The sequence below is a fragment of the Nocardia sp. PLKS1-43 genome (genome assembly GCF_059510335.1).
In genome coordinates, this window is sequence record NZ_JCAJZQ010000005.1 from 394,114 (window position 1) to 419,747 (window position 25,634).

22 protein-coding genes, 2 tRNA genes and 1 pseudogene are annotated in these 25,634 nt (G+C 68.3%); 11 read left to right on the top strand and 14 right to left on the bottom strand.

Annotated elements, in window-relative coordinates:
- Window positions 1–39: 39 nt before the first annotated feature.
- Together AC5WS7_RS21175 and AC5WS7_RS21180 are read left to right on the top strand one after the other, a co-directional pair.
- Window positions 40–1,497 carry a 3' terminal RNA ribose 2'-O-methyltransferase Hen1 gene (locus AC5WS7_RS21175; protein WP_495956274.1) on the top strand — a complete coding sequence of 486 codons (1,458 nt, stop codon included), beginning with the start codon at window positions 40–42 and terminating at the stop codon, window positions 1,495–1,497.
- Window positions 1,497–4,073 (top strand): polynucleotide kinase-phosphatase, encoded by a 2,577-nt coding sequence (locus AC5WS7_RS21180; protein ID WP_495956275.1) that lies wholly within the window; start codon window positions 1,497–1,499, stop codon window positions 4,071–4,073. The genes AC5WS7_RS21175 and AC5WS7_RS21180 overlap by 1 nt, the downstream gene beginning before the upstream one ends.
- 24 nt (window positions 4,074–4,097) lie before the next feature.
- Here AC5WS7_RS21180 and AC5WS7_RS21185 read toward each other — a convergent pair whose 3' ends face one another.
- The 5 genes from AC5WS7_RS21185 to AC5WS7_RS21205 all read right to left on the bottom strand — a co-directional run bounded on the left by AC5WS7_RS21185 (window position 4,098) and on the right by AC5WS7_RS21205 (window position 10,244).
- Complete coding sequence (locus tag AC5WS7_RS21185; protein WP_495956276.1) at window positions 4,098–6,077, bottom strand: ArnT family glycosyltransferase; 1,980 nt, start codon at window positions 6,075–6,077, stop codon at window positions 4,098–4,100.
- A 151-nt stretch (window positions 6,078–6,228) separates the two neighbouring features.
- Window positions 6,229–7,569, bottom strand: a complete 1,341-nt coding sequence (locus AC5WS7_RS21190; RefSeq protein ID WP_495956277.1) for a bifunctional glycosyltransferase family 2/GtrA family protein — start codon at window positions 7,567–7,569, stop codon at window positions 6,229–6,231.
- Between the two features lie 86 nt (window positions 7,570–7,655).
- Window positions 7,656–9,128, bottom strand: coding sequence for a sensor histidine kinase (locus tag AC5WS7_RS21195; RefSeq protein WP_495956447.1), 1,473 nt, complete (start codon window positions 9,126–9,128; stop codon window positions 7,656–7,658).
- 97 nt (window positions 9,129–9,225) lie between these two features.
- Window positions 9,226–9,699, bottom strand: coding sequence for an NUDIX hydrolase (locus AC5WS7_RS21200; RefSeq protein ID WP_495956278.1), 474 nt, complete (start codon window positions 9,697–9,699; stop codon window positions 9,226–9,228).
- Entirely contained in the window at window positions 9,696–10,244 is a 549-nt protein-coding gene (locus AC5WS7_RS21205; protein ID WP_495956279.1) for a VOC family protein, read from the bottom strand. Before AC5WS7_RS21205 ends, AC5WS7_RS21200 begins: the two co-directional genes overlap by 4 nt.
- Window positions 10,245–10,267: 23 nt before the next feature.
- Between AC5WS7_RS21205 and AC5WS7_RS21210 the strand changes: the two genes are divergently transcribed.
- Entirely contained in the window at window positions 10,268–11,311 is a 1,044-nt protein-coding gene (locus AC5WS7_RS21210; RefSeq protein WP_495956280.1) for a patatin-like phospholipase family protein, read from the top strand.
- A gap of 418 nt (window positions 11,312–11,729) precedes the next feature.
- Here the strand turns inward: AC5WS7_RS21210 and AC5WS7_RS21215 are convergent, their stop codons facing one another.
- The 4 genes from AC5WS7_RS21215 to AC5WS7_RS21230 all read right to left on the bottom strand — a co-directional run bounded on the left by AC5WS7_RS21215 (window position 11,730) and on the right by AC5WS7_RS21230 (window position 14,149).
- Entirely contained in the window at window positions 11,730–13,397 is a 1,668-nt protein-coding gene (locus AC5WS7_RS21215; RefSeq protein ID WP_495956281.1) for an alkyl sulfatase dimerization domain-containing protein, read from the bottom strand.
- A 181-nt stretch (window positions 13,398–13,578) separates the two neighbouring features.
- Entirely contained in the window at window positions 13,579–13,929 is a 351-nt protein-coding gene (locus AC5WS7_RS21220; protein WP_495956282.1) for a hypothetical protein, read from the bottom strand.
- A gap of 51 nt (window positions 13,930–13,980) precedes the next feature.
- Window positions 13,981–14,057: transfer RNA gene (locus tag AC5WS7_RS21225), tRNA-Pro, on the bottom strand.
- A gap of 21 nt (window positions 14,058–14,078) precedes the next feature.
- A tRNA-Gly gene (locus tag AC5WS7_RS21230) sits at window positions 14,079–14,149 on the bottom strand.
- A gap of 501 nt (window positions 14,150–14,650) precedes the next feature.
- On the opposite strand from AC5WS7_RS21230, the gene AC5WS7_RS21235 reads away from it, so the two are divergent.
- Complete coding sequence (locus AC5WS7_RS21235) at window positions 14,651–15,655, top strand: diguanylate cyclase domain-containing protein (RefSeq protein WP_495956283.1); 1,005 nt, start codon at window positions 14,651–14,653, stop codon at window positions 15,653–15,655.
- A 32-nt stretch (window positions 15,656–15,687) separates the two neighbouring features.
- Window positions 15,688–16,533: a DUF1542 domain-containing protein gene (locus tag AC5WS7_RS21240; RefSeq protein WP_495956448.1), complete on the top strand. Its 846-nt coding sequence runs from the start codon at window positions 15,688–15,690 to the stop codon at window positions 16,531–16,533.
- 28 nt (window positions 16,534–16,561) lie between these two features.
- Here AC5WS7_RS21240 and AC5WS7_RS21245 read toward each other — a convergent pair whose 3' ends face one another.
- Window positions 16,562–17,236, bottom strand: a complete 675-nt coding sequence (locus tag AC5WS7_RS21245) for a TetR/AcrR family transcriptional regulator (protein WP_495956284.1) — start codon at window positions 17,234–17,236, stop codon at window positions 16,562–16,564.
- Window positions 17,237–17,398: 162 nt separating this feature from the next.
- Here AC5WS7_RS21245 and AC5WS7_RS21250 point away from each other — a divergent pair, with 162 nt between their 5' ends.
- Window positions 17,399–17,629, top strand: coding sequence for a helix-turn-helix domain-containing protein (locus AC5WS7_RS21250; RefSeq protein WP_495956285.1), 231 nt, complete (start codon window positions 17,399–17,401; stop codon window positions 17,627–17,629).
- 34 nt (window positions 17,630–17,663) lie between these two features.
- Here the strand turns inward: AC5WS7_RS21250 and AC5WS7_RS21255 are convergent, their stop codons facing one another.
- Both AC5WS7_RS21255 and AC5WS7_RS21260 read right to left on the bottom strand, forming a co-directional pair.
- Window positions 17,664–18,479 (bottom strand): Fpg/Nei family DNA glycosylase, encoded by an 816-nt coding sequence (locus AC5WS7_RS21255; RefSeq protein WP_495956286.1) that lies wholly within the window; start codon window positions 18,477–18,479, stop codon window positions 17,664–17,666.
- A gap of 120 nt (window positions 18,480–18,599) precedes the next feature.
- On the bottom strand, window positions 18,600–19,076 hold the full coding sequence (locus tag AC5WS7_RS21260) for a ribose-5-phosphate isomerase (RefSeq protein ID WP_495956287.1): 477 nt from the start codon (window positions 19,074–19,076) through the stop codon (window positions 18,600–18,602).
- 74 nt (window positions 19,077–19,150) lie between these two features.
- On the opposite strand from AC5WS7_RS21260, the gene AC5WS7_RS21265 reads away from it, so the two are divergent.
- Entirely contained in the window at window positions 19,151–20,197 is a 1,047-nt protein-coding gene (locus tag AC5WS7_RS21265) for a M48 family metallopeptidase (protein WP_495956288.1), read from the top strand.
- A 109-nt stretch (window positions 20,198–20,306) separates the two neighbouring features.
- Here the strand turns inward: AC5WS7_RS21265 and AC5WS7_RS21270 are convergent, their stop codons facing one another.
- Window positions 20,307–20,957, bottom strand: a complete 651-nt coding sequence (locus AC5WS7_RS21270) for a mycothiol-dependent nitroreductase Rv2466c family protein (RefSeq protein WP_495956289.1) — start codon at window positions 20,955–20,957, stop codon at window positions 20,307–20,309.
- 147 nt (window positions 20,958–21,104) lie between these two features.
- On the opposite strand from AC5WS7_RS21270, the gene AC5WS7_RS21275 reads away from it, so the two are divergent.
- The 4 genes and pseudogenes from AC5WS7_RS21275 to AC5WS7_RS21290 all read left to right on the top strand — a co-directional run.
- Window positions 21,105–22,325, top strand: a complete 1,221-nt coding sequence (locus AC5WS7_RS21275; RefSeq protein WP_495956290.1) for an NAD(P)/FAD-dependent oxidoreductase — start codon at window positions 21,105–21,107, stop codon at window positions 22,323–22,325.
- A 159-nt stretch (window positions 22,326–22,484) separates the two neighbouring features.
- Window positions 22,485–22,886 carry a YciI family protein gene (locus AC5WS7_RS21280; RefSeq protein WP_495956291.1) on the top strand — a complete coding sequence of 134 codons (402 nt, stop codon included), beginning with the start codon at window positions 22,485–22,487 and terminating at the stop codon, window positions 22,884–22,886.
- Window positions 22,887–22,918: 32 nt separating this feature from the next.
- Window positions 22,919–24,133 carry an RNA polymerase sigma factor gene (locus AC5WS7_RS21285; protein ID WP_495956449.1) on the top strand — a complete coding sequence of 405 codons (1,215 nt, stop codon included), beginning with the start codon at window positions 22,919–22,921 and terminating at the stop codon, window positions 24,131–24,133.
- Window positions 24,134–24,288: 155 nt separating this feature from the next.
- Window positions 24,289–24,582, top strand: a pseudogene (locus tag AC5WS7_RS21290) (Uma2 family endonuclease); the annotation flags it as partial.
- A gap of 25 nt (window positions 24,583–24,607) precedes the next feature.
- On the opposite strand, the gene AC5WS7_RS21295 reads toward AC5WS7_RS21290, so the two are convergent.
- The gene (locus AC5WS7_RS21295) at window positions 24,608–25,444 is read right to left on the bottom strand and encodes a phosphoribosylaminoimidazolesuccinocarboxamide synthase (protein WP_495956292.1); all 837 of its coding nucleotides are present in this window, start codon (window positions 25,442–25,444) and stop codon (window positions 24,608–24,610) included.
- Window positions 25,445–25,634 lie beyond the last annotated feature (190 nt).

Genomic DNA, 25,634 nt, shown 5'->3' on the forward strand with positions numbered 1-25,634 from the left:
CGGTTGCCGCGCCGGTCGGCCGGGCGCGAAGATCGCAGGGTGTTGCTGACCATCACCTGCACCCGAGCCGAAGGCGTCGATTGGGCCGCCACCGATTTGGGCTTTCTGCTGCACAAGAACCCCGCGCGAGCGCAGGTGTTCGGGCAGTCCTACGGGTCGGCGCACGTGTTGTACCCCGAGGCGACCGAGCAGCGCTGCACCGCCGCGCTGCTGCTGGAGATCGATCCGGTCCGGCTGGTTCGCGGAAAGAGCCGTGACGCGGCGGAATTCAGCCTCGGGCAGTACGTCAACGACCGCCCGTACGCGGCGTCCTCACTGCTGTCGGTGGCGATCTCGACGGTGTTCTCCAGCGCCCTGCACGGCCGCTGCGACCAGCGGCCCGAACTCGCGTCCGCTGCGCTGCCGCTGCGCATCGAACTGCCCGCGGTGCCGTGCAAGGGCGGCCCGGACACGGCCGAGCGGATGTTCGCACCGCTGGGCTGGCGGGTCCGCGCCACCCCGATCGTCCTGGACCCGGCGTTTCCCGAGTGGGGCGAATCCCATTACGTACAACTGGAATTGACCGGCACGCTGCGTCTGGCCGAGGCGCTCTCGCATCTGTACGTGCTGCTGCCGGTCCTGGACGGCAGCAAGCACTACTGGCTCGCAGCGGACGAGATCGACAAACTGCTGCGCGCGGGTTCGGGCTGGCTCCCCGGCCACCCCGAACGCACCTGGATCACTCGCCGCTACCTGGCCCGCAAGCACGCCCTGGTCCGCACCGCCCTGGCTCGCCTGGCCGAGCTCGACGACGCCGCCCCGGAGTCCCTCGATGCGGTCGACGAGATCGATTCGGAGGACGGGACCGCCGCCGGAGAACCCGCGCGGCCCTCGTTGGCGATTACCCGGCGTGCCGCCGTGCTGCGCGCACTGCACGCCGTGGGCGCCCAGCGGGTGCTGGATCTCGGCTGCGGTGAGGGGGCGCTGCTGCGGGAACTGCTGGCGGACAGGACGTTCACCGAGATCGTCGGAGTGGACGTGTCGATGCGGGCGTTGCGGATCGCGCAGCGACGGTTGCGGCTGGACCGCGCGCCGCGCCCGGTGGCCGAGCGGATCACATTGCGGCAGGGGGCGCTGACCTATCGTGACGCCGCGCTGCGCGGATTCGACGCGGCGGTACTGATGGAGGTCGTCGAACATGTCGATCCGCCCCGGCTGGGCGCGCTCGAGCAGGCGGTATTCGGTTCCGCCGCACCGGGATCGGTGATCGTGACGACGCCGAACGGTGAGTACAACACGCTGTTCGAGACGTTGCCCGCCGGATCGTTCCGGCATCCGGACCACCGATTCGAGTGGAGCCGTGCCGAATTCGAGTCGTGGGCGCGTCGTGTGGCCGGAACGTACGGGTACGACGTACGTTTCGAGCCGGTCGGCCCGCTGGATGCGGCCTATGGCTCGCCGACGCAGCTGGCGATCTTCGGCAAGCCCGCGCGGGCTGCCGGGAAGGGAGCGGCGTGATGGTCGAACTGTCCGTCCCGGAATTGTCCCTGGTCGCGTTGGTCGGCTGCACCGGCTCGGGTAAATCCACCTTCGCGCACAAGCATTTTCCGCGTACCGCCATCGTCTCCTCCGATGCCTGCCGCGGCATCGTCAGCGACGACGAGAACGATCAGTCGGCGACCGGCGAGGCCTTCTCGCTTCTGCATCACATCGCCGGCATTCGGTTGCGCCGCGGGCTGCGGACCGTGGTCGATGCCACCAACGTGCAGCCGCACGGGCGTCAGGAGCTGATCCGCCTGGCCCGCGAACACGACGTGCTCCCGGTCGCGATCGTGCTGGACGTGCCCGACCGGGTGTGCCTGGAGCGCAACTCGCGCCGCGCCGAACGCGCCCACGTCGGCGCGCACGTGGTGACCCGGCAGCAGCGCGATCTGCGCCGCAGCCTGCGCGGGCTGGAACGGGAGGGTTTCCGCCGGGTGTACGTGCTGCGCGGCGTCGAGGAGATCGACGCGGCGAACGTCGTCGACGAGAAGCTCTGGAACGACCGGCGCGAGCTGACCGGACCGTTCGACGTGATCGGCGACGTGCACGGCTGCCGGGCCGAATTGGAGACGCTGCTGGGCGACCTGGGCTACACCATGCGACGCGACGAGGCCGGACGTCCGGTGGACGCGCAGCACCCCGACGGGCGCACGGCGGTGTTCGTCGGCGATCTGGTCGATCGCGGCCCCGACACTCCCGGTGTGCTGCGGCTGGTCATGGGCATGGTCGAGGCCGGACACGCACTGTGCGTCACCGGGAACCACGAATTCAAGCTGGTTCGCGCCCTGGACGGCCGGAAGGTCACCGTCGCGCACGGATTGGCCGAATCGCTGACCCAGCTGGAGCGCGAGGACGACGACTTCCGCAGGGCCGCACACGAATTCTGCCGCGGACTGATCGGACACTACGTCCTGGACGGCGGCAATCTCGTGGTCGCGCACGCCGGCCTGAAGCAGGAATATCACGGCCGCGCCTCGGGCCGGGTGCGCCAGTTCGCCATGTACGGCGAAACAACCGGGGAGACCGACGAATTCGGCCTGCCGGTCCGCTATCCGTGGGCGCGGGACTATCGCGGCCGGGCGATGGTGCTGTACGGGCACACCCCGACCACCGAACTGCGCTGGGTCAACAACACGCTGTGCCTGGACACCGGCGTGGTCTTCGGCGGACGTCTCACCGCCCTGCGCTATCCCGAACGCGAACCGGTATCGGTTCCGGCACAACAGGTCTGGTGCGAGCCCGCGCGCCCGCTGGCCGACGATGCCGTAACGACGGACGGTGCGACGCACCGCGATCCGGGTGTCCTGGATCTCGACGACGTCCTCGGCCGCCGCGTGGTGGAGACCCGCAGGCTCGGGCGGGTGAGCGTCCAGGAGGAGAACGCCGGCGCGGCGCTCGAGGTGATGAGCCGATTCGCCGTCGACCCGCGCTGGCTGATCTACCTGCCGCCGACGATGTCGCCCTGTGCCACAGCCGATTCCGAGAATCTCCTGGAACATCCGGCGCAGGCGTTCGAGTACTACCGCACCGAGGGCGTCCCGGCCGTGGTGTGCCAGGAGAAGCATATGGGCTCGCGCGCGATCGCCGTGCTGACCCGCTCGGCGACGATTGCCCGCGACCGGTTCGGCATCGACGACGGCAGCACCGGTGCGCTGTACACCCGCACCGGCCGCCCGTTCTTCGACGATCCGGCGCTGACCGAGGCGGTGCTGAGCCGGATCCGCGTCGCGGCCGAAAGTTCGGGCCTCTTCGCCGAATTGGATTCGGATTGGTTCGCCCTGGACGCGGAGCTCATGCCGTGGTCGGCCAAGGCGATGGGTCTGCTGCGCGAACAGTACGCGGCCGTCGGCGCGGCGGCACGGGCATCGCTCGGGGCAGCCGCGCAGATCGTCGCGGCCGCGGCCGCACGCGGTCAGGACGTCGGCGAACTCGCCGACCGCACGGCCGCCCGCCGGGCCGACGCCGACGCGTTCACCACCGCCTACGGCCGCTACTGCTGGCCGGTGGCGGGGTTGGACGGCCTGCGGCTCGCGCCGTTTCAGATCCTGGCCGCCGAGGGTGTGAATCACGCTGTGCGCGACCACGAATGGCATCTCGGCAAGCTCGACGCGTTGGCCGCCGCGGACAGCGAGCTGTTCGCCCGGACCCGCCGGATGATCGTGCGACTGTCCGACCCGGAATCCGTGGCCGAGGCGACGGCCTGGTGGACCGCCCTCACCGCGAGCGGCGGCGAGGGCATGGTGGTCAAACCGGTCGAGGCGCTGACGCACGGAACCGCCACGCGCAGCGGCCGTCCCGTACAACCCGGCGTGAAATGCCGTGGGCCGGAATACCTTCGAATCATCTACGGCCCGGAGTACCTGCGCCCCGACCAGTTGCGCCGCCTGCGCTCTCGCGGCCTCGGCCGCAAGCGCTCCATGGCCCTGCGCGAATACGCCCTGGGCCTGGAAGCGCTCGATCGCTTCGTCGCGGGCGAGCCGCTGTGGCGCGTCCACGAGGCCGTCTTCGCGGTCCTGGCCCTGGAGTCCGAACCGGTCGACCCGCGCCTGTAGCTGACGCGCGCCGACCCGGACGCGTCAGCGCGCAGCGCGTTGCGGCGCGGTGAGGTCGTAGACCGGCAGGTCACCGATCGTGGTCGGCGTGTAGTGCTGTTCGACCCACTGGGTTATCCGCGCCGCCGCGGAGGTCCGATCGCGCGAGCCGGGACCGCGCACACCCGCGGGGCGGCCGATGAAGTAGTGGATCCGGCCGTGCGCGACGTAGTCCTGGAACTGCGGCAATGTCGGCGACGGATCACCACCGGCGAAACCGCCGACCGGCATCACCGGATAACCGGCCGCGAGTTGTAGGTCCGAGGACGTCATCGACCCCACCGACGCCGCGGCCCAGGTGTGGTTCGGGCCTCCGGCGCGCAACGTCGCGATCAGCGCCGGATCGGGCGGGCCGCCGAACGGTCCCCGGTGCCCGCTGTCCGCCGGGTTCGGCGCGCCGGGGGGTGTGCCGCGGCCGTTCCGCTGCCCCGGCGCGTTCGCATTGTCGTTCGGCGGCGGGCCGAAGGGGAAATCGCCGGACCGCGTCCTGGGACCGGCCAGCACGATGCCGCCGGAATGCGCCGTCCCGATCGTCTGTAGCGAGTAGGCGACCGGACCGGCCAGCGCGGTCAGCACGGCGGCCACCGCCGCCGGCACCGCGAGGCCGGGCGACCGGGGAAGCAGCAGCGCCGCCGTGGCCACGACGCCGACGACCAGCACCGCCCAGCGCAACCACGGCACGAAATCGGGGGTGCGCGAGAGCAACAGGATCGCGGCGGCGGCGCTCAGCGCGACGGCCAGGGCCGCGGCGAACCGCACCCATGTCCGGTCGCGGGCACGCCACACCATCACCGCGCCGAGTCCGACGGTTCCGGCGACCGCGGGCGCCAGGGCCACGGTGTAGTACTGGTGGAAGATCCCCCGCATGAAGCTGAACACCAGACCGGTGACCAGCATCCAACCACCCCACAGCAGCAGTGCGGCCCGTTGCGGATCGGTCCGGGAAGCCTTGCCGCGCAGCAGGATTCCCGCGACGAGCAGCACGATGGCGGCCGGGATCAGCCAGCCGATCTGACCGCCGACCGTCTCCTGGAACATCCGGGTGATCCCGGGCGAGGACCCGAAGAATCCCCCCTTCGGCCGGGGCCCGCCCGGCGGCGGCCCGGGAAAGGGACCCGGCGACGACCCGACCCCCAGCCGGCCGAGCCCGTTGTAGCCGAGGGTCAGCTCGATGATCGAATTGTGTTCCGAGCCACCGAAGTACGGCCGCGAGGTACTCGGCCACAACTGGGCCACGAGTACCCACCAGCCCGCACCCGCGATCATCGCCACCCCGGCCGCGCACAGTTGCAGCAGCCGGGTGAGCACCCGCGGCGGCCCGGCGATCAGATAGGTCACCGCCAGCGCGGGCAGCACCAGCAAAACCTGCAATTGCTTTGCCAGAAAGCCGAATCCGACGAATACTCCGCACAGCACGAGCCACCGCCAGCGTCCGTGCTCGAGCGCGCGGGTCATCGCCCACACCGCGGCGAGCATCAGGAATACCAGCAGCGCATCGGGGTTGTTGAAGCGCAACATCAGCGCCGCGACCGGAGTGGCCGCCAGCGCGAGCCCGCCGAGGACACCCGCGGCGCTGCCGTGCGTGCGCCGCAGCGTCGCCCACAGCAGCGCCACCGAGGCGATGCCCAGCAGCGCCTGCGGCAGCATCATGCTCCACGGATGCATGCCGAACAGCCGCGCCGAGATCTCCATCGGCCACAGCGAGGCCGGGGTCTTGTCGACGGTGATCGAATTGCCCCAGTCGGAGGAACCGAAGAAGAACGCCTTCCACGAATGCGCACCGGACTGCACCGCGGCCGCGTAGAACGAGTTGGCCCACCCGTTGACGCCGAGATTCCACAGGTAGGCGACCGCGGTCCCGGCCAGCAGCAGTGCCACGGCCAGATTTTCCCCGCGCAGGAGGCGTCGCCCCTGGCGGGCGGGTGGACTGCTCGGCACACTCGGCGCGATCGCGGTGTCGGTCATGGCGACCAATCATGGACCATCTGCCCAGGCCGGGGCTGGGACCCCGCTGAGAACAAGCTGGGAGCCGCCTTTCCGGCCCGCGTTCACCCTGGTCACAGGCCGCGGCCGCGATCCCGTGAGATCCCGGCCACGGCCTGTGACCGATTCGGTATCAGTCGGCGTACAGCCGCTCCCCCTGGGCGGCCAGCGCCATCTCGGCGGTCGCGGGCTGCGGGTCGACCGCGTCGGCGGCGACCATCTCGCTCGCGGCCCGCTCGCTGCGGATCGCGGCGGCGGGAACGGCGTTGCGGAACACCCAGCGCAGGGCGACGAACCGGATCAGGGTGGCGACCAGATTCGCGACCACCAGCACCAGCAACTGCGCGTGCACGGACGCGCCGGGAACCCAGTGGTGCAGAACGAACAGCGAGCCGCTGGTCAGGAACCAGGTGAACGCGAAGATCAACAAACCCTGCACCTGGTGTGAGACCGCCTTGGCCGAGCCGCGCACACCGAAGGTGAACGCCCGGTTCGCCGCGGTATTGCCGACGGCGGTGATCAGCAGCGCGAGGAAGTTCGCGGCCTGCGGTCCGGTCAGCGGCTGCATCACCAGATACAGCAGCATGTAGGCCAGCGTCGAGATCACCCCGATGATGCCGAATCGCACCAACTGCCCGACCATGCCCAGCGGCACCCCGTCGACCAGCGGCTCCCGGCCGATGGCCGCGCGCAGCTCGTTCACCGGCAACGTTCCCTTGGCCAGCCCCTTGCTGACCCGCCAGACACCCTCCAGATCCTTGCGCGCGGTGTCCACGATGTTGACGCTCGAGTTCGGATCATCGATCCAGTCCACTGGGACCTCGTGAATCCGCAACCCGGCACGCTCCGCCAGCACCAGCAGCTCGGTATCGAAGAACCATTCGCCGTCCTGCACCAGCGGCAGCAGCTTGCGCGCCACATCGGTGCGCATCGCCTTGAACCCGCACTGCGCGTCGGAGAACCGCGCCTGCAGCGAGGCCTTGAGGATCAGGTTGTAGCAGCGGGAGATGAATTCCCGCTTGGGCCCGCGCACCACACGCGAGGACTTCGCCAGACGGGTGCCGATCGCCAGGTCCGAATGTCCGGACACCAGCGGCGCGACCAGCGGCAGCAGTCCGTTCAGATCGGTGGACAGGTCGACGTCCATATAGGCGACGACCTGCGCGTCCGATGCCTCCCAGACCGCACGCAACGCACGGCCGCGGCCCTTGCGGTCCAGATGCACCACCCGCACGCCGTCCAGTTCGGCCGCCAGATAGTTCGCGACATCGAGGGTGGCATCGGTGGACGCGTTGTCGGCGATGGTGATCCGCGCGCTGAACGGGAAGCCGTCGCCGAGGAACTCGTGCAACCGGCGCACGCAGACGCCGAGATCACGTTCCTCGTTGTACACGGGAACAACCACATCCAGGACGGGCGCGGTGACGGCCGCGCCCGCGCGGGCCGAAGCGGTAACGGTCGAAGTCTCGGTCATGTCATCAAGATTCGCGGGTCCGCCTTGGCGGGCACTGGATCGCAGCTGCGAGATCGCTGGGAGCCGATTTCGCTCTCGGCCTGCGGCTATTGCGGGCGAGTGCGCGGCAGCACGACGGTGAAGGTCGCCCCTTCGCCCGGGGCACTGTCCACACGCACGGTACCGCCGTGCGCGGTCACCAGGGCCTGCACGATCGACAGCCCCAGTCCGCTCCCGCCGCTGGACCGCGCGCGGGAGGCGTCGGTGCGGTAGAAGCGTTCGAAAACGCGCGCGGCCGCCTCGGGCGACAGCCCCGGCCCTTTATCGCTCACCTCGATCCGCACGTCATCCTGGCCGGGCGTCAGCCGCACCGTCACCGGCGTGCCCGGCGGCGTGTGCGCCATCGCGTTGCCGACCAGATTCGCCAGCACCTGCCGCAGCCGGGCCGCGTCGCCGGCCACCTCGAGCGTCCCCGGCCCGGACCGAATATCAAGTGCGACAGGGTGATTCGGGCCGTCCTGGTTGGCGTCCATCGCCTGTGCGCCGTGCACCACGTCACCGGCCAGTGCCAGCAGATCCACCGGGACCGATTCCAGCGGCCGTTGCGCGTCCATGCGGGCCAGCATCAGCAGATCCTCCACCAGCAGGCCCATCCGCCCGGCCTCGGCCTCGATGCGTTCGAGCACCAGCGCCGGATCCTGACTCGCGCCCTGGCGATACAGTTCGGCGAATCCCCGGATGGTCGTCAGCGGGGTGCGCAGTTCATGACTGGCATCCGCGACGAACTGCCGCATCTTGGCCTCCGAACGCCGCGCCGCCTCCTCCGAGGCCTCGGTCGCGGTGACGCCGTGCTGGATCTGGGTGAGCATCACATTGAGTGAACGAGCCAGGTGATCGACCTCGGTGTCCACGTCGCGCACCGGCACGCGACGGCTCAGGTCGCCCCCGGCGATCGCGGCCGCGGTCTCCTCCACCTGGCTCAGCGGGCGCAGGCTGCGCCGCACCACCAGATAGCCGCCGGCACCGAGCAGGACCAGCGCGCCCACACTGGTGGCGATCTCGAAGCCGATCAATTTGGACACGGTGTCGACATTGTCGGTGAGCGGCAGGCCGATGATGGTCGAGCCATGGCTGTTGGTGGTCAGCAGAACTCGCCAGTTGGTGTCCGAACCGTCTGAGGAAGGGACCGTTACCGGCGTGTGCGCTTTCAGCCCGGACAGTTTCGGCATCGATGCGGTCTTGTCGGGCTGGATGCGATACAGCTCTCCCTCGGGCCCGCGGCGCAGTTCGAAGAAGCGGTGCGGCTGGTCGGCCGAGCCGAGTTTCGGCGGCGGCGCGGTCGCATCGGCGGGAACCCAGGTCATCTCGCCGTCGGCGGTGCTGATCAGCTTCATCGGCGTAGGCCGGGCCCAGCTGTGCGCGGCATCGAACAGCTGCTCGTCGGTGCGGTCGGTCAACGACTTCGACAGGGCGGAGGTCACCGCGATTCCGGAGACGGCCAGAACGGCTCCGGCCAGGCTCACCATGGCGACGACCAGTGCGATTCGCAGCGGGACCGCCGATACGCGGCGCCCGAGCATCGCGCGGGTGCGCCGGAATACGGTAGTCACCGCCCTATCTCTACCGAGCGAAGCTGGGAGAATCCTGCAAGCCGACTGGGCGTTTGCTGCAGGCGCGTCAGCCGGGTGCGAGATGTTCGGCGAGACGTTCCAGACAGGGGCGCTGACCCGCGCTCAGCTTGTCCCGGGCGACGGTGGTGTCGAACCATTCGGCGCGATCGACCTCCGGAAACCGTTGCGTCCGGCCGGATCGCGGCGGCCATTCCATCTCGAACATTCCCGGATTCACCTGTGCGGTATCGAGATTCGCCTCGACCGCCCATACGGTCAGCTCTTTCCTGCTGCCGCCGCTGCCGTAGCGGACCTCGCCGAGATCGATCCACTCCCCTTCCGGCACCGGCAGTCCCAGCTCCTCGGTGAATTCCCGGCGCGCGGCCACCCGCGCGACTTCGGATCCGGGATCGTATTCTCCCTTGGGAATCGACCAGGCACCCAGGTCCTTGCGTGCCCACAGCGGCCCGCCCATATGCCCCAGCAGCACCTCGATTCCCGAGGTACGGCGGAACAGCAGGACGCCGGCGCTGAATCTCATGTCCGGAGTCTATATTTCGCGCTCGGGGTCGTACCGGCCGCTCGAGATTCCCGCCGGATCCGGTCGAACATCTTCCGCATGTTCGGGCCGATCTCGGCGAGTTCGAGGAACGGCACACCGGCGGCCGCACCGTCGAGATACGCGAACCGCATTTCGCCGAACATATCGCCCTGCTGCACGATCTCGATGCCGCGCGAGCGAGCGGCCGCCACCGCCGCATCGAAATCCGCGGGCTCGGAACAGATGTGGTGCAATCCCGGTCCGGACCGGTCGAGGAATTCGGAATAGATGGACACTCCGCGCACCGGTTGAATCAGCTCCAATTGCACTGCGCCCCGATAAGACAGCCCGATATGCGCGGTGAAATCCGCGGGTTCGCCGCGGTAGGAACAGGTTTCGGGACCGAAGTGCACATCCGGCATCCGGGTCCAGGCCCGCACGCCGAAACAGGCGCTCAGGAATTCCTCGGTCGCGGCGATATCGGTCACCACCCAGGCAACCTGTGTGATCGCCTCGCCACCGAGGGCATTGTCGAAATCGGTCACACCGGTGACCCTACGATGAGGTGATGGCCGGACCGAAGCGAGTGATCCTCGCCCTGGGCAGCGGTGGCGCCCGGGGGTACGCGCACGTGGGCGTCATCCGGGAGCTGCAGGCGCGCGGGTTCGAGATCGCCGGTGTGGCCGGATCGTCGATGGGCGCGTTGGTGGGCGGCGTGTTCGCTGCCGGGAAGCTGGAGGACTACGCGGACTGGGCGACCACGCTGAACCAGTTCGAGGTGGTGCGCCTGCTCGATCCCTCGTTCTCCGAACCCGGCGCGATCCGCGCGGCCAAGATCCTCGGCCGCATCCGGGAAATGCTGGGCGACACCGTCATCGAGGAACTCCCGATCCCGTACACCGCCGTCGCCACCGATCTGACCAGCGGCCGATCGGTGTGGTTCCAGCGCGGGCCGGTCGACACCGCGATCCGCGCCTCGATCGCGATCCCCGGAGTCATCTCCCCGCTGGTGATCGGCGAGCGGGTGCTCGCCGACGGCGGCATCCTGGACCCGCTCCCGGTGGTACCGACCCTGGCCATCCAGGACGCCGACATCACCATCGGCGTCAGCCTCACCGGCAACGATCCGATCGCCGAGACCCCGCAGCACGCGACCGCGCCCAAGGAACCGGGCGCGATCGACGAATGGATGGACCGCATCCGCCGCGGCGCCGCCCAGATGACCTCGACCATCATCGACCGCTTCGGCGGCACCCCGCAGATCATCGGCGACCCCCACCACCGCGTAGCCGAAACCTCCCCCGCCGCCCCGAAACTGGGCCGCGTAGACCTGCTCAACCGCTCCCTGGACGTCATGCAGGCGGCCCTCACCCGCCACCAACTCGCCGCCCAACCCCCCGACCTGCTGATCGAAATCCCCCGCTCGATCTGCCGCACCCTGGACTTCCACCGCGCCGCCGACGTCATCCCCGCCGGCCGCGAAATAGCCGCCGCGGCACTGGATGCCGCGGGTTTGCGAGGACCGTCGGCAGCACCACCGGAACCACGAAATCAGCAGGAGATCACCGCGCCGGAATCGGCCCCGGAGTCCGGAGTGACCGGATCTCGTTGAGCGGCAAGGAATTACACTCGGGATCCCGGACGATACTCGAGCCGATATCCCAGCCTCCCGCCAATCCGGACACTGGGCCGATGGCTCTCGACAGACCGTCGATTACCCAGTCAACGGGCCGGCGGCCCGAATCGCGCCACGCGCATGATCGGCGTACTCAACCTCGCCTTCGCCGGCACCATGACTCGACCTGGATCATGCCCTGAGGCAGGGTTGTTCCGAGCGGGCCGTTGCGCATATGCCTGTCGCATGTGTCCGCATGGACACTTGGACGCCTCGGGGGCATTCCCGGCCAGGAGTGAGACGGGGAGGCTTTGGGGGACGACACCGGTGTCTTGCGTCAACCACTTGGCAGGATCCAGCTGGTCAGCGAGGCAACGCCACGGATCTTCAGGCACAGAACACTGGTCGCGGTGATTCACCGCATGTGCATGTGGAAGGGTGTCCATTCTGTGTCCAGGAGATTGTGGAGCTGGGCCCACGCCGTCACGTCACCTGAGATCACGGTCGGGTCTTCTGTGCCGGTGAGCTGTGCGGGGTTGGCCTCGATGATGACGTCCGCATCGGACGCGAGCCCGTTCTCGACGTGGAGCACGCGATTGCGGATGCGAACGGTGAGCTCCCTGCCGCCGTCGGCCGGGCGGATTCCGACGGCCAGGTTGACTCCTTTCGCTTTCTCTGCGTCCAGTTGGTACCGCCAGCGGCGGACCGTGTCCGCGACCGGCAGGTCGACCGACAACAGCCGCCCGAATGCGGCGAGGATCTGCGCGGGATCCACTGTCCCTTCGAGTTCGAGCGCGCCGGTGAGATACCACGACCGTGCGATCGGGTTGAGTTGCTGGTAGCCCAGTGCTCGAAGCGCCGCGGCTTTCACCAGGCGCGCATCCTCGTTGTCCGGGTCGGCGCGCAGCGCGATCTGAGCGAGCTCGGCCGCAAGTTGGTGGTCGCCCGCTGCATGGTCTGCTTTCGCCGCATCCAGGACCTTGTCGAGGCCCCCCATCAACTCGGTGAGGCGTGCGGCCTTGTGTGCGGGCGGGGACGGGAACAGGTCGGTCGAGTCACCGCTGAACCAGCTCACCGACCCGGTGAAGAACTCCGGGACGGCGGTAATCGGTGTCCCGTACAGGGGCACCGTGTACGGCGGGTCCCACGTCTCCTCGGGCAGATCCTTCAACGCATGCTGCAACTCGACGGGCGTGTAGCCCTTGTTGATCAGCCGGATCGACTGATCCCAAAGGTACTTCGTCGCGTCGATGTACTTTTTCACGTGGTCCGCGATCACATCCTTGCCGTGAATAGGTCGCAGATGAGAGCCGACCAGCCACTCGGGCTTCACCTGCAGGACCTTGTTCAGCGCGGAAATGTAGTTGTCCGGAATGCGCGGCTTGGAACCGCGGATGCTGTGCAGGTTCGGGATACCGGTGAAGAACTCGTCGGCGATCGCGATCAGGTCGAACTCCGGGATATGCAGGCCGAACTCGCTGATCGCCTCACCGCCGGTGTAGAACGCGGTCAGTTCCAGGCCTGCCACGGTGAGCGTGGTGTCTTCGGATAGGAACTTCGTCGGCGGAATGTACGCCGGCGTGCCTCCGCCGCGAATCAGCCCGATGCCGTGGTGATGCATTTCTTCCGGGCCGAGGAAAGCGCCACCGAAGTACCCGGCACCCATGGCTTGGCGTTGCAGCAGCTCGCCGAACTCGTTGGCCATTTCCTCGAGGAAGTTCGACCAGGCGTAGATGTCGACCTCACCGGCGGCCACTGCGGCCGGATCCACGATTGCTGCTGCTCCGTTGTAGTGGTCCGCGTGGTGGTGGGAGTAGAACACTGCCTTGATCGGCTTGTCCGAGATCTTCTTGATCTCTGCTGCGATGAACTCGCCCGCTTCGCGGTTGATGCCGGCGTCGTAGATGATCAGGCCCTCGGGTGCATCGATGATGATGCTGTCTCCGATGAGGCCGTCCGGGCAGTACACCGTCCATACGGGCAGGTCACCGCACTGATAGGTGCCCTGCTGTTCGACGGTCAGTCGACGATGCTCCAAGAAATAGTCCGGCCAGGAGCGTTCGACATCGTATGGATTAAGCATCCCGCCCTCCTTCGCTATGCGAATCTCGCGGGAGATCGCGACCGAAATTTCCACACCGGTATTGCGTGCCCGCGGGTCGTTGTGGAAGTCGCTCCAGGGGTCAGGATAACTCCGCACGAACGACCGCGGTACCCGCCGACTGGACGGTGCAAGGGAGGCGACCAGGCGGGCGGCGTCGTGTTCAGAGACGCCGCGCCCACCACGGCGCCGGCGCCTCAACGAGACCGACGTCTACTACAGTCGCCCGGACGTCGACTTCATGAAAACCGTTGAGTGCCTGAGAGTCCGGCGGCGTGACGGATTCGCGGAGATCACCTGCGAGCCGCCGTCCGGCGCCGATACTCACCGAGCTGGTGACGTGATCGCGAAACGCGAGACGAAACGTCCAACTGTCGGAGCCGGAACAGGCCGACGCCGCGATGGCGCTGCTGTCCTCGGTCGGGATGATCGAGCTTGCGAAGGTCGAGAAGGCCCGAACTCGATACCAGCATCCTGAGCACGACAACGTCCTCATCGCGATCGACGTCGTCACGGGCCGACAGAAGCCCGAGGGGGCCTGTAGTGGCTGGTAGATCGCGAAATATGGTCGGGATGACAGGATTTGAACCTGCGACCCTCCGCTCCCAAAGCGGATGCGCTACCAAGCTGCGCTACATCCCGGAGGATCCGTGTGGACCACAGAGCGGGCGACGGGAATCGAACCCGCACCATCAGCTTGGAAGGCTGAGGTTCTACCATTGAACTACGCCCGCAGGCACACGACACCGACGGGATCGCCTCGATGTCGTCTGCGTCTGAGACTGTACCGAACCTCACTTCGGAAATGCCAATCGCCCGGTCGGCCGCGCTGCCGGGGCACCGAGATCGAGCCCGGGGACGAGCCCGGATCGGACGCGCCGACCGGTGAGCGAGACGGATATCACAGCGATGACCGCCCAGGTGGGCCAGGGCCGCTCGGCGAGTCGCGAGAGACACGCTGGCTGTGGGTGTAACACGGCGTCCGTCGGGACGATGACCTATGCGTTGCCATTCGCCGAATTCCGGAAGAGGTTGGAAAACAGCATTTTTCGGAGTCGGCCGGCTTGCTAGGATCCTTTTTGCCGGACGGGGGTATCTGGAAAGGGGGCGGTGAGCATGCACCGAGTTCGGTGGAGCGGACCGCATAGCACTAGGCACGATCCGGAGGGTTTGGGTCCGGAGAGCACAGTCGGCGCGCCCGGCGCGCCCCGTGACGTCTGTACGAGGTGAGCGCCATGCTCGCCGACATCGATCCGGTGACCGCCGCCGCGGTCACCACGACGTCCCGGTCCTGGGTCTCCGCGGTCTACCCCGGCAGTGGGCTGACGATTCAGCCGACACATCTCGAGCGGGTCTTCGCCTCGATCATCAACGAACTACTCGATCTGGCGCGCTCGGAGCCGTTTCCGGTCCGACCGGCCCGCGGCATCGGGCGGCGACTGGCCGAGGCGCCGTTCGATCGCACCCGCATGCTGGCTCCCGCCAGCCGCGCGCTGCTCGGCTTCGCACCCGGATGTCCCGGCTCGCTCGTGGCCACCCGCTGGCCGCTGGTGGCCAGCCACGCCATCGAAAGCTACGCCGAGGCGCTGCAGCAGCAGGCCCTCGCGCAACAGGAGGCCAACCTCGAGGAGCGGGTCTCGGTCCGGGTCCAGGAGATCGCGGAGCTGCACCACCAGCTGCGGCACGAGGCCACTCACGACGCGCTCACCGATCTGGCCAACCGGTCCCTGTTGCAGGAGCGGGTGCGCCTGATGGCGGCCGACCGCTCACGCGGCGTCGGCCTGCTACTGATCGACGTGGACGACTTCAAGCGGATCAACGACGGTTACGGACACAGCGTCGGCGACGAAGTGCTGGTGGAGATTTCGCGTCGGCTGCGCGTCACCTGCCCGCAGGACACGGTCGTGTGCCGGTACGGCGGCGACGAATTCGTGCTCGCGCTCTCGGCCCGCCGCAACACTGTCGAGGAAGTGGCGATGCGTGTGCTGGCCGCGCTGAACGATCCGGTGCCCACCGCCTCGGGCCCGATTCCGGTGTCGGCGAGCGTGGGTACCTCGTACTGCCCGCCCGGACGCGCCTGTGAGTTCTCCGACCTGCTGCGCAACGCCGACCGAGCCATGTATTCGGCGAAAACGGCGGGTAAGCGGCGGTTCGCGGTCGCCGAGCCGGAGGACGAGGAGTCCGAGCCGGGAATGTCCATCTCCGCGCGGCTGCGGTACGACGTGGCCGTCGCGGGATAAGGGCAGCCGGGAGGCCGTTCGAGCCGCGTACGCTGGACGGGGTGATGATACTCGTGGTCATCCTGGTCGTCGTCCTCGTGGCTTTCCTGGCGGTGAGCTTCGCCGGGCGCAATACCGCCCGGGACAATCGAGCGACTCAGCTCGCCGATGCCAAGGCCGACGCCCGTCGGCTGATCGAACGTCTCGGCGGGCAGGTCTACAACCTCACGGGCACCGATCAGGCTTCCAAACAGGCCCTCGCCGACGCCGGTGAGCGGCTCAACGCCGCCGGTTCGCAGATCGATCAGGCGGCCACCGTCGCCCAGGCCCACCTGGCGAAGGAGACCGCCCTGGAGGGTCTCTACTACGTACGGGCCGCGCGGACCGCGATGGGCCTGGATCCGGGCCCGCCGGTTCCCGAACTCGACGGGCAGCGCTCGGCCGGACAGGTCTCGGAGGATCGCGCGGTCGATTTCGACGGCCGTCGCGTGCAGGCCTCCCCCACGCCCTCCCCGCAGACCCCGAACTACTACCCGGGCGGCCGGGTCGCCGGACGTCCCGTCCCGGCCGGCTGGTACTCCGAGCCGTGGTGGAAGACCGCGCTCGTGGCCGGGGCCTGGGGCGTGGGCTCGGCGTTGTTGTTCGACACGCTGTTCCACGGCATGTCCGGTGTGGGATACGGCGCCGCCGGGTTCGAGGGCGGCTACGGCTCCGGTTACGACGACGGATTCGCCGCCGGACAGGACTATCAGGCCGGTTATGACCAATCCGGTTACGACAACGGCGGATTCGACCAGGGCGGTTACGACAACGGCGGCGGCTTGGACAGCGGCGACTGGGGCGGCGGATTCGACGGCGGCGGCGACTGGGGCGGCGGCGGATTCGACGGCAGTTTCTGACCGCGCATTCGCGGCCGCCGTGCATCGGCTACTTCGCGGCGGCCGGTCCCGGGGAGGAGGACCGCGCCCGCGCGAGTTCGGTGATCGCGCTCGTCGCGTGCCGGTCGAACCTGTCCCGTGAGACGTCCAGCGCACCGTCCAGCCAGGGCCGGTACAGAAACGCCAGCGCGCCGAAGATGGCGTGCGCATTGAGCCGGATATCGATCTCGTCCGGCGGATTCTTCCGCTTCTGGCCGCCGGCCAGACTCAGCGCGATCGGCTCGGTGAATTCGACGATGAGCTGATTGCCGCGTTCAGCCAGCGCCTGAGTCGCCTGGGATTCCACGAACATGATCCGCCCGCGCCGCGGATCCTCGTCCATGTAGTCGGTGAAGCGCGACACCACGTGCGCGAAGACCCGCTCCGGCTGGGGCGGCGCGTCGGCCAGCGCGGCGAGCAGGCGATCCCGGGCGCCGAGGACCACCTCGTCGAGGATATCCAGTTGCAGCGCACCGAGATTCGCGAAGCTCTCGTAGAAGTATCGCTCGGTCAGCCCAGCGGCACGGCATACCGCCCGCATGGACATCTCCGCCGCCCCGATGGTCCCCATCAGTTCCAGCCCGGCGTCGAGCAGCTGCCTGCGGCGGGTGGCGGTGCGGTCGGCGGGCTCACGTCCCCGCCAGCGCCGTGGCTCGCCCTTGGGCTCCTCGGGGGCGGTCTGCATGTGTGTCCTCTCACAACATTTCACCGGGCAGATGTTGACATCACACGCTGTTGACAGCATGTGATGTCGATATTTATCCTGGTCAGTGTAACCCCCCGCGATTCCAGCGAATTCAGGGCTCTGCCTATACCTTTCGGAATTCGAGCATTTCGAGGAGAAGCCATGAAGTTCGGCCAGGCAGCACAGTCGGTGGTGCTGAGCATCCTGCGTCCCGGCGGGCTGTTGTCCGAGGTGCAGATCCAGCGCCAAGCACAGCTCACCGGATGGAGCACTCGAAACGCACTCGCGCGCTTACAGGCTCGCGGCCTGATCGTCGCCATCCCCTACAAGGGCTGCTGGCAGATCAGCGATCGCGGCCGCGACCTCGCCCTGACCAGCCGGGCTCCGTACTGAGCGAATTGATCGCCGGCGATGCCCCGGTGAATCGTCAGCCGGGCTGGCAGGCCGGGCACCAGAACAGATTCCGGCCGTCCAGCACCGAGTGCAGGACGGTCGAATGGCACAGGCGGCAGGGATCCCCGGCCCGGCGGTAGACATAAGTACGCGGTTTTCCCTCGGCGTACGACGGTGCGCCGTGGTCGTGTTCGCGGCGCACGACGACGATCTTGCCGCGCCGCACCCCGACCCGCATCAACTCGACCAGATCCTCCCAGAGCCGATCCCATTCGGCCGAGCTCAGCTCGCGGCCGGGCCGATGCGGTGAAATCCCGTGCCGGAACAGCAATTCCGCGCGGTAGACGTTGCCGACTCCGGCCAGCACCTTCTGATCCATCAGCAACGCGCCCAGCGGGCGTGCCGAACGGCGGATGCGCTCCCAGGCCAGGGCGGGATCGGCGTTGCGGCGCAACGGATCCGGGCCCAGTCGAGCGGTGAGCGCGGCGACCTCCGGCTCGTGCAGCACCTCGCAGGCGGTCGGCCCGCGCAGATCGGTGCCGTACAGCTGCGCACCGGCGCGACCGGCTCCGGCCATCCGCATCCGCACCTGCCCCACCGGATCGCCCAGTGCCCCGGCGAATTCGGAGAAGGTCCCGTACAACCCCAGGTGCACGTGTACCACCAGGCCCGAATCGTAGTGGTGCAGAAGGTGTTTCCCCCATGCCTCGGCACGTACCAGCACCCGGCCGTCCACCAGCGCGGCCCCCTCGGCGAACCGGCCCTGCGGACTGGATACCCGCACCATTCCCCCGGCGAACCGCTGATGATGCAGTTTCGCCAGCCGATGCAGCGTATGCCCCTCCGGCATGACCCGTCCTCACCTCATCGTTCACCGAGACCGACCGCGCACGCGCCACGAACGACCGCACCCCGCCGGGCTCCGTGAGGAGTTCCGTGGACGGGGTGCGAGCGATTCCTGGTGGCGGGGTCAGCCGGCCGCTGAAATCTCCGGCGCCTTACCGGTCTTCTCGTATTCGGAGATGATATCGATGCGCCGCTGGTGCCGCGGCTCGTCCGACCACGGAGTGGCCAGGAAGGCGTCGACGATGGCCAGCGCCTCGGGCAGCGGGTGCATCCGGCCGCCGATGCCCATCAGCTGAGCGTTGTTGTGCTGACGGGCAAGCTGCGCGGTCTCCACACTCCAGGCCAGTGCGCAGCGCGCGCCCGGCACCTTGTTCGCGGCGATCTGCTCGCCGTTTCCGCTACCGCCCAGCACGATGCCGAGGCTGCCCTCGTCGGCGACCACGCGGCGGGCGGCATCGATGCAGAACGCCGGGTAGTCGTCGGCGGCGTCGTATTCGTGTGCGCCGCAGTCGACCACTTCGTGGCCGGCCTGCTTCAGGTGATCTTTGATGTGGTTCTTCAGCTCGAAGCCGGCATGGTCGGCACCCAGGTATACGCGCATGGCAGCGATTGTGTCAGGCCCCGCGCATCGCTCCGACGCGGGGCCGACGGCGAAATTTCTATAGAGTTCACGGCATGCAGCCCGAGCACCACCCGCCGCCCTCGACACCGCAGCAATCACCGGGCTGGAACCCGGTCACCGGCATGTCGGGGTGGGATCCGCGGCTGGGCCCGCCCGGCTGGTCACCGCAGACGCCCTACACACCACCGCAGCCGCCGCTGGTGCAGCACGCCCGGGGACTGTCGCCGTACGGTATGCCCGCCCGGCACAGCTGGGAGATCCCGATGTTGATCATCGTGATCGCGGTGACCGTGCTGTCCTATCTGGTGACCTCGGTTCTGGTGCTGCTCGGCGTGATCAACTACTACACGCTGGCATTGCTGGCAGCGCCGATCCTGCTGTGGTTCGGCCGCGGCGCGAATTACGCGATGCAGCGCGTCAACGCGGTGAAGATGTCGCGGACCCAGTTCCCGGAGGGCTACCGAATGGTGGCCGAGGCGGCGGCGCGCTACGGCATGCCCACCCCGCCCGAGGCCTATGTGGTGCTGGGCAACGGCCAGATCAACGCCTTCGCCTCCGGCCACGGCTTCCGCCGCTACGTCTGTGTGTACAGCGATATGTTCGAGGTCGGCGGGCGGGCCCGCGACCCGGACGCGCTCGCGTTCATCATCGGCCACGAGGTCGGCCACATCGCCGCCGGGCACACCTCGTACTGGCGCAATCTCGGCATGTTCCTGGTGCCGTTCCTGCCGATCCTCGGCAACGCGCTGATCCGCACCCAGGAGTACACCGCGGACAATCACGGCTACTGCAACCGGCACATGGGCGCACCCGGCGCGATGCGCGTGCTGGCCGCCGGAAAGTATCTGAACGCGCTGGTCGACATCAACGAGATGGCCGACCGGGCCCCGCAGGAGAAGGGCTTGTTCATCTGGGTGGCCAATGCGATGTCCTCGCACCCGGTGCTGACCTGGCGCATCTGGGCACTGCGCGACCGCAGCAGGCACGGGAAACTGTTCCTGCGACCCAGCGCACCGAACCCGGTGCAGCACAACGGGTCTCATCTTCCCGGCTACCTGCCGCCCGGGCAGCACGCCGAGATTCCGAGCAACGTGCGCTGACCGCGCGGAACCCGCCGCCGATCGAACCGCCGCTCCCGCACCGGGTTCCGCCCCGCGGTCGGTCGCGACAGCACGGGGCGCACCGCATTGCGATGCGCCCCAAGGCTTTTCAGTCGAAGACCGGCCCCTCGGTGCGGGTCCGCTTGAGTTCGAAGAAGTGCGGGTAGGAGGCCAGCGCCACCGCGCCGTCCCACACCTTCCCGGCCTCCTCGCCGCGCGGGATGCGGGAGATCACCGGGCCGAAGAAGGCCACGTCGTTGATGTGGATGGTGGGGGTGCCCACGTCGGGGCCGACCTTGTCCATCCCGGCGTGGTGGCTCTCGCGCAGCGCCTCATCATACTCGGTGCTGGTGGCGGCCTCGGCCAGTTCCGCGGGCAGGCCCACCTCGGCGAGGGACTCCGCGATCACCACGGCGAAGGTCTCGGCGCGGTCCTCGCGTTCGTACTCGTCCTTGCGGTTGTGGATGCGGGTGCCCATCGCGGTGTACAGCGGGGCGAGTACCTCGTCACCGTGCTTCTGCGCGGCGGCGATGGCCACCCGCACCGGTCCCCAGGCGGACTTCATCAGCTCCACATACCGCTCGGGCAGACCCTCACGTCCCTCGTTGAGCACCGCCAGGCTCATCACGTGGAAACGAGCCTCGATATCGCGGACCTTCTCGACCTCCAGAATCCAGCGGGAGGTGATCCAGCACCAGGGGCACAGCGGATCGAACCAGAAGTCCACCCGGTCCTTGGCGCCGGTTGTCGCATCGCTCACGTCGCAGTCGTCTCGAAAGTTCGGGGCGGTGGTGCACCACCACCGTCAATTCTGATCAACCACGGAAAGTTCCGGATATTTCCCGACCGTGTCGGTGCCTGGCAGTAGGGTCGGACACGACCTGGTCACCGTCGCACGGAGGGTTCCATGAGCACAGATTCCAGGTTCGTCATCGTCGGCGGCGGGCTCGCCGCAGCCAAGATCGCCGAGAATTTGCGCTCGGGCGATTTCGCCGGTGCGCTGACGTTGATCTCCGCGGAGAACCATCTTCCGTACGAGCGTCCGCCGCTGTCCAAGGAACATCTGCTGGGCAAGCAGGCACTGCCCGATTTCACCGTGCAGCCCGCCCAGTGGTATCGCGAGCACGACGTCGAGGTGATGCTGGGCACCACCGTGGCCGGAATCGATCGCACGACGAAAACCGTTGCGCTACCGGATGGTTCGACCCTCCCCTACGACAAACTCGCCCTGGCGACCGGCTCGCGCCCGCGTCGGCTGCCGCTGCCCGGCGCCGACGCCGAGGGCGTTCACCACCTGCGGACCATCGAGGATTCCGATGCGCTGATCGCGCTGTTCGGCTCGATCCGGCGGCTGGCGGTGATCGGCGCGGGCTGGATCGGCCTGGAGGTCACCGCGGCCGCCCGCGCGGCGAACGTCGAAGTGACGATGTTGGAGACCGAATCCGTCCCGCTGCGCGCCGCGCTCGGGCCGCAGATGGGGCAGGTCTTCGCCGAGCTGCATCGCGCGCACGGGGTGGATCTGCGCTGCGGCGTCCGGGTCGCGGAGATCATCACCGATCGGGGGCGCGCCGCCGGAGTCCGGCTCGACGACGACAGCGTCATCGAGGCCGACGCGGTACTCGTCGCCGTCGGCGCGCGGCCCAACACCGATCTGGCCACCGATGCCGGGCTCGCCGTCGAGGGCGGGGTTCTGGTCGACGAGTCGCTGGCCACCAGCGATCCGAATATCGTCGCCGTCGGTGACATCGCCGACCAGCAACATCCGGCGCTGGGCCGGCGAATCCGGGTGGAGCACTGGGCAACCGCGCTGAATCAGCCCACCGTGGCGGCGCAGACCATGCTCGGCATCCCGGCGGTCTACGACCGCATTCCGTACTTCTTCACCGATCAGTACGACCTGGGTATGGAGTACACCGGCTACGTCGGCCCGGACCAGGAGACCACCGTCGTGGTGCGCGGCGATATTTCCATTCGTGAATTCGTCGCCTTCTGGCTGGACTCCGGCGACCGGTTGCTGGCCGGGATGAATGTCAACGTCTGGGATGTCACCGACCGGATCAAGGAACTCATCCAGTCAGGTCGGCCGGTCGATCGCCGGCATCTCGCCGACACCTCCGACGCACTGTGACGCAAGTCACTATCGAGATGCGATGAATCTTCGCCCTCGACTCCGACCTCTCAGCAGACATCCGAAGCGAAGCGGAGACAGCCAACACATTCGCGGCCCGCTGCGAACCGTGCGCCTGCCGAAGCGGAGCGACGTCCGAGGAGATACGAGGAGCCGACCGTGAAATACATGCTGCTGAAGACCTATTCGCCCGCCGAATACTGCGACACGCCGCTCACCGAGTGGACGCCCGAGGAGATCGCCGCGCATATCGAGTTCCAGCGGATGCTGGGCGAGCAGTTGCGTGACTCCGGCGAACTCGTCGACGCGCAGGGCTTGGCCTACCCGGATCAGGCGCGGGTGGTCAGCTCGGACGGCCGCTCGGCGCCGGTGGTGACCGACGGTCCCTTCCCCGAGACCAAGGAGTTCCTGGCCGGGTACTGGATCGTCGATGTGGACACTCCCGACCGCGCCGTGGAGATCGCGGCCCAGGCCTCGGCCGCTCCCGGCCCGGGCGGAAAACCCATCGGCGAGCGGATCGAGGTCCGCCAGGTCATGGACGCTCCGGCCACCGACTCGTGAGTTCGGGTCGCGCCGTGACAGATCGGCGAAACATGGAAGTCGCCTATCTCCTGCGGGAGGTGGCTCCGACCGTGCTCGGGGTGCTGGCCCGGCGGTTCGGGGACTTCGACGCCGCCGAGGACGCGGTGCAGGAGGCGATGCTGGCGGCCGCGACGCAGTGGCCCGAGACCGGACTGCCGGACAATCCGCGGGCCTGGCTGATCCAGGTCGCGCAGCGGCGGATGGTCGACGCGGTCCGGGCCGACATCGCCCGGCGCAACCGGGAAGTCACCGCCGCGACACGAGAGGTCCGGCCGCACAACGATATCGAGCCCGCCCGCGAGGACACCATCACCCTGTTGCTGCTGTGCTGCCACCCCGCGCTGTCACCGGCGAGTGCGATCGCACTGACTCTGCGCGCGGTCGGCGGGCTCACCACCGAGGAGATCGCACATGCCTTCCTGATCCCGGAAGCCACGATGGCGCAACGTATTTCACGTGCCAAGAAACGTCTGGGGACGTTGGAACGCCCCTTCGCGCTGTCCGAGCGAACCGAGACCGCCGCATGGGCCGACCGGCGCGAGTCGGTTCTGCACGTGCTGTATCTGATGTTCACCGAGGGCCACACCGCCTCCACCGGCCAGGCGGTGCACCGCGCCGACCTGGCCGCCGAGGCGATCCGGCTGACCCGGACAGCCCATCGGCTGCTGCCGGAGGATTCCGAGGTCACCGCCCTGCTGGCGCTGATGCTGCTCACCGACGCCCGCCGCGCGGCCCGCACCGGCCCGAGCGGCGAACTCATCCCGCTACCCGAACAGGATCGGACCCGCTGGAACCGCGCCCAACTCGCCGAGGGCATCCGCCTGGCCACCGACGCCATCGCCGCCGGCCTCGACGGCCCCTACCGCCTGCAAGCCGCGATCGCGGCCCTGCACGCCCAGGCCCGCCGTGCCGAAGACACCGACTGGCCCCGAATCCTGTTGCTGTACACCAGATTGGAAGCCCGCACCGCCAACCCCATGATCACCCTGAACCGAGCGGTGGCCACTGCCATGGTGCACGGCCCCGCGGCGGCCCTGGCCCTCACCGACACGGTCGCCGCAGCGCTGTCCGGCAATCACCGCCTCGACGCCGTACGCGCCCACCTGCACGAGATGGCCGACGACCGGCCCGCGGCAATCGCCCGCTACACCGCCGCGGCCCACCGCACGGCCAGCGTCCCCGAACGCGACTACCTGCTCCTGCGCGCCGCACGACTGCGGCGGTAACCATGAGCGGTCGCACACCGAGAGTCGCCGACCAATAGCCGGTCGCCGGGTGCTCCCAGCCGGACGCCGAACGACGTCACCGAATATTGTGAAATCGCATGTAGCCGAACGTTTCCGAGCAAACGCGGGAGCCGAGAGCAACCACCTCCGGTGTCAAGATTCCCGGAACCGGCGAGCACGCCGAAGCACCCGACTTCGGCATTCTCCACGAGAGCTCCGAACTGCATGCCTCCAATGCGCTGGCCTTCGTGGAAGTCGTCTCGCAAAACAGCCGGGAAACCGATTGCGTGGATAAAGCACGCATCTACGCGGCGGCCGGGGTTCCCGAGTACTTGATAGTCGACCCGGAGCGTGCGGTGTGGACGTTGAACACCGCGCCGACCGAGACCGGTTATCGAACCACCGTTACGAAACCGCTCGGCACTCCGGTCGAACTCGCCGGCCCATAGATCGAACTCGACCGCTGACGAACGATCAGGCGCGCGGCGCGGCCCACGGCTTTCCGGTGATCAGCTCGTACGCTTCCTGATACTTCTGCCGGGTGGCAGCGACGATGTCGTGCGGGATCTCCGGACCCGGGTACTCCTTGTTCCAGCCCGTCGAGGTGGCCCAGTCGCGGACGAATTGCTTGTCGAAGGAGGGCTGGGCGTGGCCGGGCTGCCACCGGTCGGCGGGCCAGTAGCGGGAGGAATCCGAGGTGAGGACCTCATCACCGAGCGTGAGAACGTCTGCGTCCCAGCCGAATTCGACCTTCGTATCGGCGATGATCACACCGCGTTCGGCGGCGTGCGCCGCGCCGCGCGTGTAGATCTCCAGGGTCAGATCGCGCAGGCGCTCGGCCACCTCGCGGCCCTCCTGGGCGACGACGTCGTCGAACGTGATCGCCTCGTCGTGCCCTACCGAGGCCTTGGTGGTCGGGGTGAAGATCGGCTCGGGCAGCCGGTCGCCCTCGCGCAGCCCCGGCGGCAGCGCGATTCCCGAGACCGAGCCGGTGGCCTGGTACTCCTTCAGGCCCGAGCCCGACAGATAGCCGCGGGCGATACATTCCACCTGCACCATTTTCAGCGACTTCACCCGGACCGCGCGACCGGCGAATTCCGCCGGCACATCCGTCGTGGACAGCACGTGGTTGGGGATGCCGGTCAGGTGCTCGAACCACCAGTTCGACAGCTGGGTCAGCAGCGCACCCTTGTCCGGGATCGGCGTCGGCAGCACCACGTCGTAGACCGAGACCCGGTCCGACGCGACCAGGATCAGCGAATCGCCGTCCTCGTACAGATCGCGCACCTTACCCGCGTGGATGTGCTTCAACTGTCCTCCTCGTATGCGCGCCGGTGATACACCCGATTGCCGACCTGCGCGCTCGGGCCCGAGCGGCGCGGACGCGCTCAGCCTACCGAGGCACACTCCGCCGGTCGCGGGCACGTACCCGCCCCCGCCGCCCCGCGACGTGGCATTCTGGGCAACGTTGCGTTCACACCCGTGCACGACAGGCGATCCC

Bases quoted from the DNA above. Each gene is read 5' to 3' on its own strand.
- AC5WS7_RS21180 (WP_495956275.1), top strand. From the start codon at position 1,497: ATGGTCGAACTGTCCGTCCCGGAATTGTCCCTGGTCGCGTTGGTCGGC.
- AC5WS7_RS21185 (WP_495956276.1), bottom strand. From the start codon at position 6,077: ATGACCGACACCGCGATCGCGCCGAGTGTGCCGAGCAGTCCACCCGCC.
- AC5WS7_RS21190 (WP_495956277.1), bottom strand. From the start codon at position 7,569: ATGACCGAGACTTCGACCGTTACCGCTTCGGCCCGCGCGGGCGCGGCC.
- AC5WS7_RS21195 (WP_495956447.1), bottom strand. From the start codon at position 9,128: ATGCTCGGGCGCCGCGTATCGGCGGTCCCGCTGCGAATCGCACTGGTC.
- AC5WS7_RS21200 (WP_495956278.1), bottom strand. From the start codon at position 9,699: ATGAGATTCAGCGCCGGCGTCCTGCTGTTCCGCCGTACCTCGGGAATC.
- AC5WS7_RS21210 (WP_495956280.1), top strand. From the start codon at position 10,268: ATGGCCGGACCGAAGCGAGTGATCCTCGCCCTGGGCAGCGGTGGCGCC.
- AC5WS7_RS21215 (WP_495956281.1), bottom strand. From the start codon at position 13,397: ATGCTTAATCCATACGATGTCGAACGCTCCTGGCCGGACTATTTCTTG.
- AC5WS7_RS21235 (WP_495956283.1), top strand. From the start codon at position 14,651: ATGCTCGCCGACATCGATCCGGTGACCGCCGCCGCGGTCACCACGACG.
- AC5WS7_RS21245 (WP_495956284.1), bottom strand. From the start codon at position 17,236: ATGCAGACCGCCCCCGAGGAGCCCAAGGGCGAGCCACGGCGCTGGCGG.
- AC5WS7_RS21250 (WP_495956285.1), top strand. From the start codon at position 17,399: ATGAAGTTCGGCCAGGCAGCACAGTCGGTGGTGCTGAGCATCCTGCGT.
- AC5WS7_RS21255 (WP_495956286.1), bottom strand. From the start codon at position 18,479: ATGCCGGAGGGGCATACGCTGCATCGGCTGGCGAAACTGCATCATCAG.
- AC5WS7_RS21260 (WP_495956287.1), bottom strand. From the start codon at position 19,076: ATGCGCGTATACCTGGGTGCCGACCATGCCGGCTTCGAGCTGAAGAAC.
- AC5WS7_RS21265 (WP_495956288.1), top strand. From the start codon at position 19,151: ATGCAGCCCGAGCACCACCCGCCGCCCTCGACACCGCAGCAATCACCG.
- AC5WS7_RS21275 (WP_495956290.1), top strand. From the start codon at position 21,105: ATGAGCACAGATTCCAGGTTCGTCATCGTCGGCGGCGGGCTCGCCGCA.
- AC5WS7_RS21285 (WP_495956449.1), top strand. From the start codon at position 22,919: ATGGAAGTCGCCTATCTCCTGCGGGAGGTGGCTCCGACCGTGCTCGGG.